The sequence below is a fragment of the Polynucleobacter parvulilacunae genome (assembly GCF_018881715.1).
Lineage (GTDB): Bacteria > Pseudomonadota > Gammaproteobacteria > Burkholderiales > Burkholderiaceae > Polynucleobacter > Polynucleobacter parvulilacunae.
In genome coordinates this window covers 287,937-301,426 of sequence record NZ_JACVPW010000002.1, presented here as the reverse complement: position 1 = coordinate 301,426, position 13,490 = coordinate 287,937, and the positions used below count along the sequence as shown (strand labels likewise).

At 46.8% G+C, this 13,490-nt stretch carries 12 protein-coding genes, 1 tRNA gene and 1 pseudogene; 2 read left to right on the top strand and 12 right to left on the bottom strand.

Annotated elements, in window-relative coordinates; all coding sequences use genetic code 11:
• Nucleotides 1–14: 14 nt before the first annotated feature.
• From rng to ICN18_RS06745, 8 genes and pseudogenes are all read right to left on the bottom strand, one after another.
• A complete protein-coding gene (gene rng, locus ICN18_RS06780; protein ID WP_216189747.1) occupies nucleotides 15–1,478 on the bottom strand; it encodes a ribonuclease G in 1,464 nt (487 codons plus the stop codon).
• Nucleotides 1,475–2,119 (bottom strand): Maf family protein, encoded by a 645-nt coding sequence (locus ICN18_RS06775; RefSeq protein ID WP_369411876.1) that lies wholly within the window; start codon nucleotides 2,117–2,119, stop codon nucleotides 1,475–1,477. The genes rng and ICN18_RS06775 overlap by 4 nt, the downstream gene beginning before the upstream one ends.
• Nucleotides 2,112–2,555, bottom strand: a complete 444-nt coding sequence (gene rlmH, locus ICN18_RS06770) for a 23S rRNA (pseudouridine(1915)-N(3))-methyltransferase RlmH (RefSeq protein WP_216189745.1) — start codon at nucleotides 2,553–2,555, stop codon at nucleotides 2,112–2,114. The genes ICN18_RS06775 and rlmH overlap by 8 nt, the downstream gene beginning before the upstream one ends.
• Before the next feature lie 23 nt (nucleotides 2,556–2,578).
• Nucleotides 2,579–2,971, bottom strand: a pseudogene (gene rsfS / locus ICN18_RS06765) (ribosome silencing factor); the annotation flags it as partial.
• A 45-nt stretch (nucleotides 2,972–3,016) separates the two neighbouring features.
• On the bottom strand, nucleotides 3,017–3,718 hold the full coding sequence (nadD, locus tag ICN18_RS06760; RefSeq protein WP_216189743.1) for a nicotinate (nicotinamide) nucleotide adenylyltransferase: 702 nt from the start codon (nucleotides 3,716–3,718) through the stop codon (nucleotides 3,017–3,019).
• Nucleotides 3,719–3,728: 10 nt separating this feature from the next.
• Nucleotides 3,729–4,640 (bottom strand): oxygen-dependent coproporphyrinogen oxidase, encoded by a 912-nt coding sequence (hemF, locus tag ICN18_RS06755; RefSeq protein WP_216189873.1) that lies wholly within the window; start codon nucleotides 4,638–4,640, stop codon nucleotides 3,729–3,731.
• A gap of 41 nt (nucleotides 4,641–4,681) precedes the next feature.
• The gene (purD, locus tag ICN18_RS06750; RefSeq protein ID WP_216189742.1) at nucleotides 4,682–5,959 is read right to left on the bottom strand and encodes a phosphoribosylamine--glycine ligase; all 1,278 of its coding nucleotides are present in this window, start codon (nucleotides 5,957–5,959) and stop codon (nucleotides 4,682–4,684) included.
• 64 nt (nucleotides 5,960–6,023) lie between these two features.
• Nucleotides 6,024–6,743, bottom strand: a complete 720-nt coding sequence (locus tag ICN18_RS06745; RefSeq protein ID WP_216189741.1) for a YebC/PmpR family DNA-binding transcriptional regulator — start codon at nucleotides 6,741–6,743, stop codon at nucleotides 6,024–6,026.
• Nucleotides 6,744–6,895: 152 nt separating this feature from the next.
• Here ICN18_RS06745 and ICN18_RS06740 point away from each other — a divergent pair.
• A tRNA-Leu gene (locus tag ICN18_RS06740) sits at nucleotides 6,896–6,980 on the top strand.
• 15 nt (nucleotides 6,981–6,995) lie between these two features.
• On the opposite strand, the gene ICN18_RS06735 is transcribed toward ICN18_RS06740, so the two are convergent.
• From ICN18_RS06735 to lptF, 4 genes are all read right to left on the bottom strand, one after another.
• On the bottom strand, nucleotides 6,996–8,411 hold the full coding sequence (locus tag ICN18_RS06735; RefSeq protein WP_216189740.1) for a tetratricopeptide repeat protein: 1,416 nt from the start codon (nucleotides 8,409–8,411) through the stop codon (nucleotides 6,996–6,998).
• A 25-nt stretch (nucleotides 8,412–8,436) separates the two neighbouring features.
• Nucleotides 8,437–9,378 carry a CysB family HTH-type transcriptional regulator gene (locus tag ICN18_RS06730; RefSeq protein WP_216189739.1) on the bottom strand — a complete coding sequence of 314 codons (942 nt, stop codon included), beginning with the start codon at nucleotides 9,376–9,378 and terminating at the stop codon, nucleotides 8,437–8,439.
• Between the two features lie 62 nt (nucleotides 9,379–9,440).
• Nucleotides 9,441–10,595: an LPS export ABC transporter permease LptG gene (gene lptG, locus ICN18_RS06725; protein ID WP_216189738.1), complete on the bottom strand. Its 1,155-nt coding sequence runs from the start codon at nucleotides 10,593–10,595 to the stop codon at nucleotides 9,441–9,443.
• Entirely contained in the window at nucleotides 10,592–11,707 is a 1,116-nt protein-coding gene (gene lptF, locus ICN18_RS06720; RefSeq protein ID WP_216189737.1) for an LPS export ABC transporter permease LptF, read from the bottom strand. The genes lptG and lptF overlap by 4 nt, the downstream gene beginning before the upstream one ends.
• A gap of 175 nt (nucleotides 11,708–11,882) precedes the next feature.
• Here lptF and ICN18_RS06715 point away from each other — a divergent pair, with 175 nt between their 5' ends.
• Nucleotides 11,883–13,487 carry a leucyl aminopeptidase gene (locus ICN18_RS06715; RefSeq protein ID WP_439650819.1) on the top strand — a complete coding sequence of 535 codons (1,605 nt, stop codon included), beginning with the start codon at nucleotides 11,883–11,885 and terminating at the stop codon, nucleotides 13,485–13,487.
• The last annotated feature ends 3 nt before the right edge of the window (nucleotides 13,488–13,490 follow it).

Here is a 13,490-nt window from a genome sequence, read left to right as displayed (position 1 = left end):
AAAAACTAAGATAGTCAGCTAAGAACGATATCGTATTGTTCTTGGCGGAAGCTTCCCTCTGCTTGGAGGGTAATTGGCTTGCCAATAAAGTCACCTAACTGTGCTAAAAATTGATTTTCTTCTTCGAGGAATAAATCAATCACGTCAGGTGCCGCCACAATCCGAAATTCTCTTGGATTAAATTGGCGATGTTCCCGAACGATTTCTCGTAGGATTTCGTAGCAGATCGTTTGCGCAGTTTTAATCTCGCCCTTACCAAGGCAGGTGGCACAGGGCTCGCAGGTAATATGGGCCAATGATTCACGAGTTCTTTTGCGGGTCATTTCTACTAAACCCAATGCAGAAAAGTCACTTACTGATGTGCGGGCATGGTCGCGCTCTAGATTGCGCTTGAGTTCATACAAAACAGATTCTTGATGGTCTTTGCCAACCATATCAATGAAGTCAATGATGATGATTCCGCCTAAGTTGCGTAAACGGAGTTGGCGAGCAATTGCTTGAGCTGCTTCTAGGTTAGTTTTAAAAACGGTGTCATCAAGATTGCGTGCACCTACATAGCTACCGGTATTCACATCAATCGTTGTCATCGATTCTGTTTGATCAATCATAAGGTAGCCGCCGGACTTGAGGTCCACTCGGCGACCCAAAGCTTTATTGATTTCAGCATCGACATCAAATAAGTCAAAGAGGGCGCGTTCACCGCGATGCAATGTCAATTTGCCCAAAAGGTTGGGCATATAGGCAGTAGTAAATGTTTTGAGCTTCTCAAAATTTTCAGCAGAATCGACGCGGATTTGAATAGTCTCTTCTCCAGCAACATCACGCAATACCCGCTCAGCTAAGCTCAAATCTTGATACAGCAGGGTAGGGGCAGGATTATGTTTCATGGCCGCATGGATGTTTTCCCAGGTAGTGCGCAGGTAAAGCATGTCATGCTTAAGCTCAGTGTCTGATGCGTCTTGGGCGCTGGTACGGACGATAATGCCGCCTTTTTCATCTGCTGCCATGAGGCCAGCAAGACGCGCTTTGATTGCTTCACGTTCTTCTGGCTGATCAATGCGCTGAGAGACGCCAATGTATTTCTCGGTAGCAGCATCACTGCCAGCTGGAGGGAGGTAAACCAAATTACGCCCCGCAATGCTGAGTTGGGTTGTAAGGCGCGCACCTTTGGTGCCAAGTGGATCTTTTAATACTTGGACCAATAGTGTTTGACCCTCAAACAATAGTTTTTCAATTTGCGCTTGAGGATTGTTTTGGGTAATGTCCGCAACGTGCATGAAAGCGGTGCGCTCCAGCCCAATCTCAATAAATGCAGATTGCATACCCGGCAGCACACGAACTACTTTGGCTAAATAGATATTTCCCACGATGCCGCGTTGGCGTGTGCGCTCAATTTGCAACTCTTGAACCGCGCCTTGCTGAATTAAAGCAACGCGGGTTTCTTGCGGGGTGATATTGATCAGTATTTCTTCGTTCATACGTGAGTCAGGCCGGCAATTTCTAGTAATTTTTGGGTTTCACAAAGGGGTAAGCCCATGATACCGCTATAGCTACCTTCGATAGATGGAATAAAAGTGCTCCCTAAACCCTGAATGCCATAGGCTCCAGCCTTGCCAAACGGTTCGCCACTAGCTATATAGGCGTCAATTTGCTCTGGAGTAAGTTCGGCGAATTGCACGCGCGATACCTGTAGCAAAAGCGTTGGTTTTTGGGTTGGGCTGACTGTAATTGCTACCGCTGTTAATACTTCATGCACTTTGCCACTGAGCATATTTAAAATACGGGCGGCATCGACGGCATCAATTGGCTTTCCTAGAATCTCACCATCAGGATCATTGGGTAAGCTAACGGTAGTATCGGCGCAGAGAATTGGCGCCCACGGTAAACCACTTTTTTTCCATCTAGTGAGTGCCGCTGCACTTTTAGCCAAAGTAACTCGCTCCACATAGATGCGAGCTTTTTCTTGTGGCAGTGGAATTTCAATACTTTCGCTATCCTCATCTGGAGAAGGCAAAAGCATTTCAAAGCGAATCCCAATTTGCTTGAGGAGCTCTTGGCGTCGAGGACTTTGCGAAGCAAGGTAAACGAAGGAATGCGCAGGATTGATTAGCTTACTCACGATGGTAAGGGTGGCCTTGTAGGATAGTCCAGGCTCGGTAGAGTTGCTCAACCAACAACACTCTGGCCATCGCATGAGGAAGCGTCAGGCTGGATAGTCGCCACATCGCTTGGGAAGTGGTCTTCAAGCTCGCATCCAAACCATCTGCACCACCGATTAAAAATGTAATGTCAAAGCCTTCTTGGCGCCAGCTAGCCAGTTGGGTTGCTAGGTTCTGGGTAGTTTGATCTTTACCGCGCTCATCTAGGGCAATCACTCTAGATCCCTTTGGGATGGCAGCCGCAATTTTTACCGCTTCTTTAGCCGGCGTTAGGTCGGGTTTAATTTCTTTGATTTCAATGCTGCAATCTGCAGGCATTCTTTTGGTGTAGTCATGGGTTGCTGTTGCAACCCAATCGGGCATCTTATGACCAACTGAAACTATCGTGAGGCGCATTGATGCAGGTGACGACGAAATTATTCGTCGTCGTCTTCTTCAGAATCGCTAGCTTTAGCAAGACCTTTGCTACCAGCTAATTTCACACGTACGGGTTTGGCCCCCCACATGCCTTCAAGCTGATAGTAGGAGCGCAGCATCGGTTGCAAGATATGAACTACGATATCGCCACAATCGACTAGCACCCATTCACCGGTCTCTAAACCTTCGATAGAAATCACTTCACCACCTTTGGCATTCACCTCTTCTTTGACAGACATAGCCAAGGAACGAGTTTGGCGATTGCTTGAGCCAGTGGCGATGATCACCCGGTCAAACAATTCACTTAATTTAGTGGTGTCATACACGCGGATATCTTGCGCCTTAACATCTTCTAGGGCATCAATCACGACGCGTTGTAATTTACGTAAGTCCATATTTTCTCGACAATAATTTTTATATTTAGGGTGATCTTAGCTTGATTACTGATACAAGCCCAGATTTGTAATGATTTCTAGGGTGTGGGTGGGGATTTCCTCGGAAGCAATAGAGCTCCGAGACGATGATTTGAGGCGTCCTCTTAACTCTGTTGAGGAGAGGTCGACGTTGAGGCTTTCATCGATATATATGAGGCCACAAGCGCTATTTTCAAGGGCAGCGACATCCATTGTCTGATGTTCTTTTAGGAATTGACTCACTTCAGAGCCTAGTTCAGGGTTGGTTTGTGCTTGTAAGTCATGATGCGGTCTAGTCGCCACGGCGAAATTGACGTATTGGCTGAGCTTTTCCCAAGAGTTCCAGCTGGGCAGGGCAACGAGTGAATCCGCTCCCATTAGCCAGGTCAGACTGGCATTTGGCCCAAATCGCTCACGCAGCGCTTTAACGCTATCGATGGCGTAGCTGGGTCCGGCGCGATCAACTTCCATCCGATCAATGCCCACTTGTGTAGAAATCTTGAGATACAAAAAGGCGCGCGCTAAATCAATGCCGGCCGCCTCAGTTAATTGCAGACGCGTTTCCGCTGGAGTGATGCCAGTTCCTTTTTGCCAAGGCTCACCACTCGGGATAAGTAGTAGCGCATCGAAGTGAAGGAGTTTGGCAAAGTGCGTGGCCAACTTAAGGTGACCCACATGCGGGGGGTCAAAAGTACCCCCAAGAATGCCAATTTTTTTAATAGCGCTCAATGTTCGATGCTCAGGCTAGCCAATCGCGCGGCTTAAGGTAATAGTCATAAAGCTTAGCTTCTGGTGTGCCGGGTTTGGGATGCCAGTTGTACCACCATTGCACCACTGGGGGCATCGACATCAAGATGGATTCAGTTCGTCCACCTGAGTGCAGGCCAAATATAGTGCCCCTATCAAAGATGAGGTTGTACTCAACGTAACGACCGCGGCGATATTCTTGGAAAGACTTTTCTTCTGGCGTAAAGCTGTCTTGATAGCGACGCTGCACGATTGGGAGGTACGCATTGATGAATGCATCGCCTACTGCGCGAGTCATAGCAAAGCTTTTCTCAAATCCAAGCTCATTAAAGTCGTCAAAGAAAACGCCACCAATACCACGAGGTTCTTCACGATGTTTTAAGTAGAAGTATTCATCACACCATTTTTTAAAGCGAGGATAGAGCTCTTCGCCAAATGGATCTAATGCATCTTTAGCGGTTTGATGAAAGTGTTTGCAATCTTCATCCACGCCGTAATAAGGGGTGAGGTCAAAGCCACCCCCAAACCACCAGACAGGCTCCTTGCCAGGCGCTTGCGCAATAAAACAGCGCACATTCATATGGGTGGTAGGAACTTTGGGATTGTTCGGATGAAAGACTAAGGAAACGCCCATAGCCTCAAAGCTTCGTCCTGCTACCTCTGGGCGGTGATGCGATGCGGAGGGGGGCATTTGATCGCCACGAACATGCGAGAAACCTACGCCACCCTTTTCTAGAATATTGCCGCCATCCAAAATGCAGGTACGACCATAACCTTTGAGCTTGCTGTCTTCCGGCTTATGCCATTCGTCAGTAACAAAGACTTTGCCATCCAAAGCACTCATCGCGCTTGTGATGCGATCCTGCAAGCCTAAAAAATATTCCTTTAAGGCGTTGATATCAATTTGGGTATGTTGTTCTGACAAGGTGTTCTAGCTTTATGGATTTACTTGATTGCGCGATAGCCAATATCTTTACGATATTGCATGCCATCGAATTGAATCTTATTGATAGCTGCGTATGCTTTTTGTTGTGCACCACGTACTGTGTCAGCAAGACCAACAACACACATCACGCGTCCACCCGATGTCACTACCTTGCCATCTTGCAACTTAGTGCCAGCATGGAAGGTCATTTGATCTTCGGTGTCAGCAGGAATGCCTGTAATAACATCGCCTGCGCGAGGAGTGTCTGGATAGTTGTGGGCAGCGAGTACAACACCTAAAGCGGTGCGGCGATCCCATTCCAAATCCACTTCATTCAGCGTGCCATCAACCGCATGATCTAGGGCATTAACGAGATCGCTGCGTAAGCGGGCCATGATAGGCTGAGTCTCTGGGTCGCCCATACGGCAATTAAACTCCAAAGTCTTGATCTTGCCATCAGGGGCGATCATCAGGCCTGCATATAAGAAGCCTGTGTATGGGATGCCATCTGCCTTCATGCCTTGTACAGTTGGCATGATGACTTCACGCAATGCACGTGCATGAATTTCTGGGGTGACTACAGGAGCGGGGGAGTACGCACCCATACCGCCAGTGTTTGGTCCTTGGTCAGCATCGAGCAAGCGCTTGTGATCTTGGCTGGTTGCCAAGGCTAGAACATTTTTGCCGTCTACCAAAACAATAAAGCTAGCTTCTTCACCAGTGAGGAATTCTTCAATCACAACACGAGCACCTGCATTGCCGAATTTGTTATCCGCCAACATCATGTCAACAGCAGTATGAGCTTCTTCCAGGCTCATGGCGACAACTACGCCTTTGCCAGCAGCAAGGCCATCAGCCTTAATGACAATCGGCGCACCTTTAGCATCAATATAGGCGTGTGCCTCTAATGCATTGGAGAAGGTTTGATAATCCGCCGTCGGAATGCCATGGCGTTTCATAAAGGCTTTAGAAAAGTCTTTAGAAGATTCCAATTGAGCAGCTAGTTGCGTTGGCCCAAAAATGCGTAAGCCATTGTTACGGAATACATCAACGATGCCAGCAGCCAATGGCGCTTCTGGACCTACAACGGTTAAATGAATCTTCTCGCGCTTAGCAAAGTCAGCTAGCTCCTGCAATCCGGTGATTGGCAAGTTTTCAATACCTGCAGCAGTTTGCTTGGCAGTGGCAGTGCCACCGTTACCCGGGGCAACATATACAGTTTGAACTTGTGGGGATTGCGCTAACTTCCAAGCAAGCGCATGTTCACGTCCGCCAGATCCGATTAAAAGAATTTTCATAGCGATAGTTTGTCAGTATTAATGAAGTAAAAATGCAGTAAATTTTTTATAAATGCAAGGTCAATTAAAGTGCAGCGTTCGTAAAGACTTCTTGCACGTCATCTAAGTTTTCGAGCGCATCGAGTAACTTTTGCATGCTTTCAGCTTGATCGCCCTCTAGGGCAATCTCAGTCTCAGGGCGCATGGCAACAGTAGCTAGCTCAGGCTTGAGACCAGCCTTACTAATAGCATCTTGCACTTTAGAAAAATCCGGAACAGGTGAGAGTACTTCTAATGAGCCATCATCATGAGTAATGACATCTTCGGCGCCAGCATCTAAAGCAACTTCCATCAGTTGATCTTCACTAGTGCCTGGTGCAAATAGCATTTGGCCGCAGTGTTTGAATAAGAAAGCAACTGAGCCTTCTGTACCCATATTGCCGCCATTTTTGTTAAAAGCATGGCGAACTTCAGCAACGGTGCGAGTGCGGTTATCGGTTAAGCAATCGACAATGATGGCTGCGCCATTCATGCCATAACCTTCATAACGAATCTCCTCGTAATTCACGCCTTCAAGAGAGCCGGTGCCGCGCTGAATCGCTCTTTGCACGTTATCGTTGGGCATATTGGAGTCTTTGGCTTTATCAATAGCCAAGCGCAAACGGGGGTTTGTAGCAATATCACCGCCGCCCAATTTAGCGGCTACGGTAATTTCTTTAATGAGTTTGGTCCAAATCTTGCCGCGTTTTTCGTCCTGACGACCTTTGCGGTGCTGAATATTGGCCCATTTCGAATGGCCGGCCATACGGGTAAGTCCTTTAAATAATTTGGCTAGAAGACCTCATTTTAAGGGGTTCTAGACCCAAGGTAGGGGGTATCTGACCATTTTTTGTTACACTCTCATGTCTTAGCAGTAACAAAGTAGCAAAGTAAGCAGAATTTCCACTGCAAACACCTGCCTCGGTGATGGAATTGGTAGACGTGCCGGACTCAAAATCCGGTGCCGCAAGGCGTGGCGGTTCGAGTCCGCCCCGAGGCACCATCAATTTAGCTGCTCTTACGCACTTTGCAGTATTTTTACTGCCACCTGCTTGGTAGCAAAACTAAAGCTCAGAATCTCATAGCGCCATTGGTATTGATGGACTGCCTCTTGGAAGGCTTTAAATTCATCCTCTTTCCAGGATTTATAGCCAATGAATTCATCAAACACAATGACGGTTCCGGAAATAATCTGAGGTCCAAGTAAATCAAAAATCGTTTTTGTGGAACTGTACAGATCGCAATCGATATTCATAAAGCGGATGGGGCCACTATTTTCTTTTAAGAACTCAGGAAGAGTGTCTTCGAACCACCCTTGATGCAGGATGACATTGTTTGGGACTTCAGGTAGCACACCATTGGCGCTATAACTTCCGCTAGGCTCATCGTTCCAGTTCTCAGGAATGCCCTCAAAGCTATCAAAGCCATGAACCTCACCTTTTACAAGGCCGGCAATATTGCGAATGGATTTTCCGTTATAAACCCCAAACTCCAATACCAAACCCTCCAGCTTTGCCTGTGCTAGCGCCAGCTCAATTGTTTTTGTGTTGCTGCCAATCAATTTTCCAGATTGAGCTTGAGACTTCAGGTATTCCCATGATTCAAGTTCTGCTTTCACCTTTACATTACTGCCAAGAGATTGCAATATTTTTGAGCCCGCCTCATGATTTCCAAAATGCTCCTGAAGCATTCCTAGGAAAAAAGCGTAGGTAGGATTTGCTGGATTTAATGCGCTAACGTTTTCTAATGCTGCAATTGCAGCCTGATGATCGCCAAGATCAATCAGTACGGTGTGGCTGTTGAATAATGGTTCTTCAAGGTCGGGCTCGCACTCAATTGCGCGCTTATAAGCCTTAAGCGCTTCATCGAGTTCACCGAGATCCGTTAGTGCTACGCCAAGGCTATTCCAAGCGCTGGCATTGCTTGCCTGGAGATCCAAGGATTTTTTAAGCCACTCTTTTGCCTCATGCGGCTTCATCGACTTGAGAAACATAGATCCAATGTTGTAGTGCGTCACGGATGACTGGGGATCTATCAGCAAAGCCTTTTTATACAGGCTGTAGGCTTCTTGAAATTGATTTTGCTTGGTTAGGTTATTAGCCAGGTTAACAACCGGTTCAATTTGATTGGGGTTGAGTAGGGATGCTTGTCTGTAAAGTTGATTGGCAATCTCAAATTCATTTAAATTGGAGTAACAGATCCCTAATTGAAGGCAAATCATTGCTTGATTCGGGTTGAGTTGATACGCCCTAGTAAACAGTTGAGCTGCTTTACTGAAATCCCCTAAATGCTGTGCAATTGAGCCTGATAGACATAATGTTTGCAGATGATTCGGATCCTCATTCAGAATTAAGGCATAAAGAGAATCTGCTTTTTGTAGCTCACCTTGTTGATGAAGGGCGATTGCCTGGGGGAGAGTGCTTGCGACAGTCATATTTATTTGGCCGGTAATCGACTATTTAAATTTCGTAGGAATCAGATTCGTTTGACATCGCCTGCTCAACAATCTTCTTTGTCAGGGTTGGCGAGAAGAGTTCGATGAATGTGTAAACAAAAGATCTGAGGTAGGCGCCTTGTTTTACGCCTAGATGGGTGACGTTATTTCCAAATAGATGGCCAGCGGGGATGACTTTGAGGTTGCGATCTCTATCGGGATCATAGGCATGACCAGCAACAATGCCAATGCCCATTCCAGTTTCTACATAAGTCTTAATTACGTCGGCATCAATTGCCTCCAAAATAATATCTGGCGTAATGTTTCTTTGTGCGAAGGCTGCGTCTATCTTGCTACGACCTGCAAATGCTTTGTCGTAGGTGATGATGGGGTACTTAGCGATCTCTTCAAGCGTCAGCGTGGCTTGGTTTAGAAGTGGGTGACTGAGTGGCACCATGAGTACGTGTTGCCATTGATAGCCCGGTAAAGCTAATACACCGGGGGTATTGGCGATGCCTTCAGTTGCAATTGCAATATCTGCGCGATCATGCGTTAGTAGTTCTGCAATTTGACCTGGGCTACCTTGTTGAATACTCACTTTTACCTTTGGAAAGCGCTTGGTAAATTCGGTAAGCACTTTAGGTAGTGCATAGCGTGCTTGTGTATGAGTAGTTGCAATCACAAAGCTGCCTTGATCTTGGCTAGCAAAATCTTTGCCGACTCGCTTGAGGGTTTCAACTTCATCCAGGATGCGCTCAATCGAGCTCAAAATACGCTTGCCTGGTTCAGTAAGAGAGCGAATGCGTTTGCCGTGGCGGCGGAAGATCTCCACGCCCAATTCATCTTCTAGCTCAATAATGGCCTTAGATACGCCCGGCTGAGAAGTGAAGAGCGCTTTTGCGGCAGTCGTTAGATTGAAGTTCTGTCTAACCGCTTCCCGTACAAAACGGAACTGATGAAGATTCATGGGGATTCCTATCTATATATCTACAAAGATATAGGAATCAAATTCTAAATGATTTTTGGGTATTAAGCCCTAGAAACCCAGCGCAATCCAATAAGTGCTAACAGGAAGTACAGCAAAGGCGGGGTGAGGGCCGTCAGTAGTGCTGGCCAAGAACCTAGGAGACCTACATTTGAGAATAGAGAGTTAAACAACTGAAAGCTCATGCCTAACATGATGCCGCCAAATACCTTAATACCTACGCTACCTGCGCGCACCTTCAGATAAGCAAACGGCAGTGCTAAGGTGAGCATCACAAATATAGTGAATGGATAAACCACTTTTTTCCAGAAAGCAATGGAGTGTCGCTGCGCATCTTGTTTGTTTTCGCGCAAATGCGTAATAAATCGACCCAGACTCACGATAGACATTTTTTCTGGGCTAATTAAGAGTACGTTCAGAATTTGAGGCGTAACCTCAGATTCCAGAGTAAGAATCGGATGTGTAAAAGTCTGTGCTGAAAAAACTGGATTGAGTGGATCGGATTGTTTGGTTTCCTTGAAGCGCGTTTCGGTTACATCGTTCAAAACCCAAATGCCGGTTTCATCGAACTGCCCAGAGACCGCGCTGCGAATGGAGAGCAGATGATAGGTGTCATTAAACTCATACATACGAATATCGCGAATTTCATTATCTTTATCTACTTTGCCAACGTTGACATAGCGCACTCCTGGGCGAACGGGGCCACTGCCATCTTCATCACGTAAGCGATCCTTGACCCAGACACCCGTTCTAAATTGGGAGGAGTAGGCTGAACCCATAGCCTTCATGCGGATTTGATCTGACTTTGCTTCGGTGTACGGACCAACCCATTCACTCATGATGAGTGTGAGTGCAATCAAGGGTAAAGAGATCTTAGTGAGGGTAATGAGGCCGCGTTTGACGTCTAATCCAGCGATACGCAAAATAGTGAACTCAGACTGGCTGGCCAACATCGCAAATACATAAATACTGCCGATTAGGCCTGCAATCGGAATGATTTCAGAGATGCGGCTTGGGGCTTTTAAGAGAACATGTAGCAAAGCCAAAGGCAGTGTGTAGGCACCTTGTACGGAACCAAGCTCACTCAAGATATCGAAGAATAAAAATAAGGCCACTAAGGCGAACAAGATAAAGCCAAAAGCAGAATAGATCTGCTTAGCTAAGTAGCGTTCATAAATGAAGGGGAATAGCAGTTTCATTTAGCGGCCATGGAAGCAGGTAGTTGACGACGCCACCATTTCAGAGAGGGGTTGATACGATTGCGAATTAAGGCCGTTGCAATCAAGAGCGCAAGTAAGTGAATAGGCCAGATCGCAACAAAGACACTGACCTTACCTTGTGAGACAAAATTCTGCGTGAGATTAAGTAGATTGCTGTAAATCAAATAAATTAATACCGCATAGAACATCGCCGTGTAGTTACCAAGGCGCGGGTTGACATATGCCAGTGGAATAGCGATCAACACTAAGCCTAATGCCATCAAGGGCAGGCCAATACGCCAAAGCAATTCAGCACGATTGGGGTTCACTGACGTGGGATTTGGATCCTCCAACAGCTCGGTAATCGTCTTCTCGCGATCGCGTGGTGCAGGTGCCAAGGAGTCTTTGCTACGAATCTTAGTGCTGTATTCGTTAAATTCAAGAATCCTAAAATCAGGCTGAGTAGGCTGTCCCTCATAGCGTCTGCCGTTATGGAGCACGATCGATTTTTCGCCACCTGCAGAGTTTTGGATATAGCCGGTAGATGAAACTGCAATGCTGAGGCGTCCATTCTTGGAATCGGCTACGAAGATATTTTTGACTTCACTTTTATCGATATCAAGCTCTTCAATAAAGAACACGCGTTCTGCTTTAGCGGACTCTTTAAATTGACCGGCACTCACCATCGATACGTCATCACGCTGTTGAAAGCGCTGGCTAATTAAGGTGGACTCGCGGTTTGCCCAGGGCCAAACAAAAAGCGCTAACAGGGCGATGACGATGATGAGTGGAGTAGCAAACTGGAGGATGGGGCGAATGAGACTTGCAATACTTAGTCCACTCGCAAACCAAACAATCATTTCCGAGTCTTTGTACCAGCGTACTAAAACAATCAGCGTTGCCACAAATAGGGAAACGGTTAAAAGAACCGCAAGATATCCCAAAGTGGCCAAGGCAATTAAGACCAGCGCATCCTCAGGATTAACCGCTCCGTTGGCGGCGTAACCCAAAATTCGAATAACTAAGGTAGTCACCATGATGGTCACTAAGACCAAAAAGACCCCACCAGTCGTAAAACTGAGTTCTCGGCGAAGGGCCTGTTTAAAAATCATAGGGAATAGGGGTCTGGATTGGTGAGGTTATTAGGGGGATTGTTGGGGCTATAAATGGCTTATATTGCTAGTGATCGGGGAAGTTCGTCTCATGTCGGAGGATAATGGATAAACGTCCCAAATTAGCAATTACCTCCCTTTTGAATCGACCAAAATACCGTAATAGATTATGACAATTCAATTCAGTGCCAAGATTTTCCCTCAAGCCGACATTCAGAGCCCAAAACTCCAGAAATCTAGCCTCAAGCCCCTGCTTACTCATAGCGCCGACTGCTTGGTTTTGGCCTATTCCAAAGCAGATTTGGATAGTTTTTCCGCCGCTAAGGGTACCAAGGTAAAAGCAGGGTTTTTGCCGGAGTTGGATCTATTGCTCGGGGGCTCTGTAGGCCATGCCAATCTCGTTGGCGATTTGGATTCTCAGCAGGCTGCTCTCTGCATGTTGCGCGCAGAAAAATCTTGGGCTGCCAATGGCGTAAAAGTAAAACGAGTATTGCTCGTGAGTTTGGGTGATGTTCATCTTGCCAGCGAGCGTAGTTTGACAACGTACTCTAAAGTTGCTCGTCCAGCTTTGAAGGTATTGAGCGGCGGATCTATAGAATCTGCCCTTTGGTTTACCCCAAGCTTTGCACTTGCGCATCACGCAGACTTCATCGCGGAGGAAGTGCGTCTCACTATTCAATACGCCGGCGATCAGGCCTACCGTTTTGGTGTGCGTCAGCCTGCTATGAAATTTAAAGCAAAAGATAAAGCAGACACATTTAAGCACCTCATCTTTGCAGGTAATGATGCTTGCGCTAAGGAGCTGAAGCTTGCAGTAGAGCAGGGCGTATCGATGGTTGAGGGCATGAACTTGGCAAAGGATCTTGGTAATCTTCCACCGAATATTTGCACGCCAACCTATTTGGGTAAAGCTGCACAGGGATTAAGTAAGAAGACTGGTCTCAAAGTTGAAGTGCTCGGTCGTAAACAAATCGAGGCTTTGGGAATGGGCTCATTCTTGTCGGTTGCTAAGGGATCTGACACGCCGCCACAATTTATTGTAATGAAACATCAAGGTGGTAAAGCGGGAGAAGCCCCGATTGTTTTGGTTGGCAAAGGTATTACTTTTGATACTGGCGGCATCTCACTCAAGCCAGGCGAAGCCATGGATGAAATGAAATACGATATGTGTGGTGCAGCCTCAGTAATCGGCACCATGTATTCAGTTTCTTTAATGAAGTTGAAAAAGAATGTCATTGGCGTTATTCCAACCTGTGAAAACATGCCATCTGGTCAAGCTACCCGTCCTGGCGATATCGTCAAGAGTATGTCTGGTCAAACGATTGAGATTCTCAATACCGACGCAGAAGGTCGCTTAATTCTGTGTGATGCACTCACTTATGTAGAACGCTTCAAGCCGGCAGCGGTGATTGATGTTGCGACCTTAACGGGCGCTTGTGTGATTGCCTTGGGTCATGTGCATAGCGGCTTGTTCTCTGATGATGAGAACTTGGTGAGTGGGCTTACTAAAGCAGGTCATGCCTCGCTCGATACCGTATGGCGCTTGCCTTTGGATGCTGCTTACCATGAGCAACTCAAATCCAATTTTGCGGATGTGGCCAATATTGGTGGGCGTCCTGCTGGCAGCGTTACTGCAGCTTGCTTCTTGTCCCGCTTTACTGAGAAATACAAATGGGCTCACTTGGATATTGCTGGAACTGCATGGAAGAGTGGCGCTGCTAAAGGCTCTACCGGTCGCCCGGTACCGCTGCTAGTGAACTTCTTGCTTGAGCGCAAGTAAGCG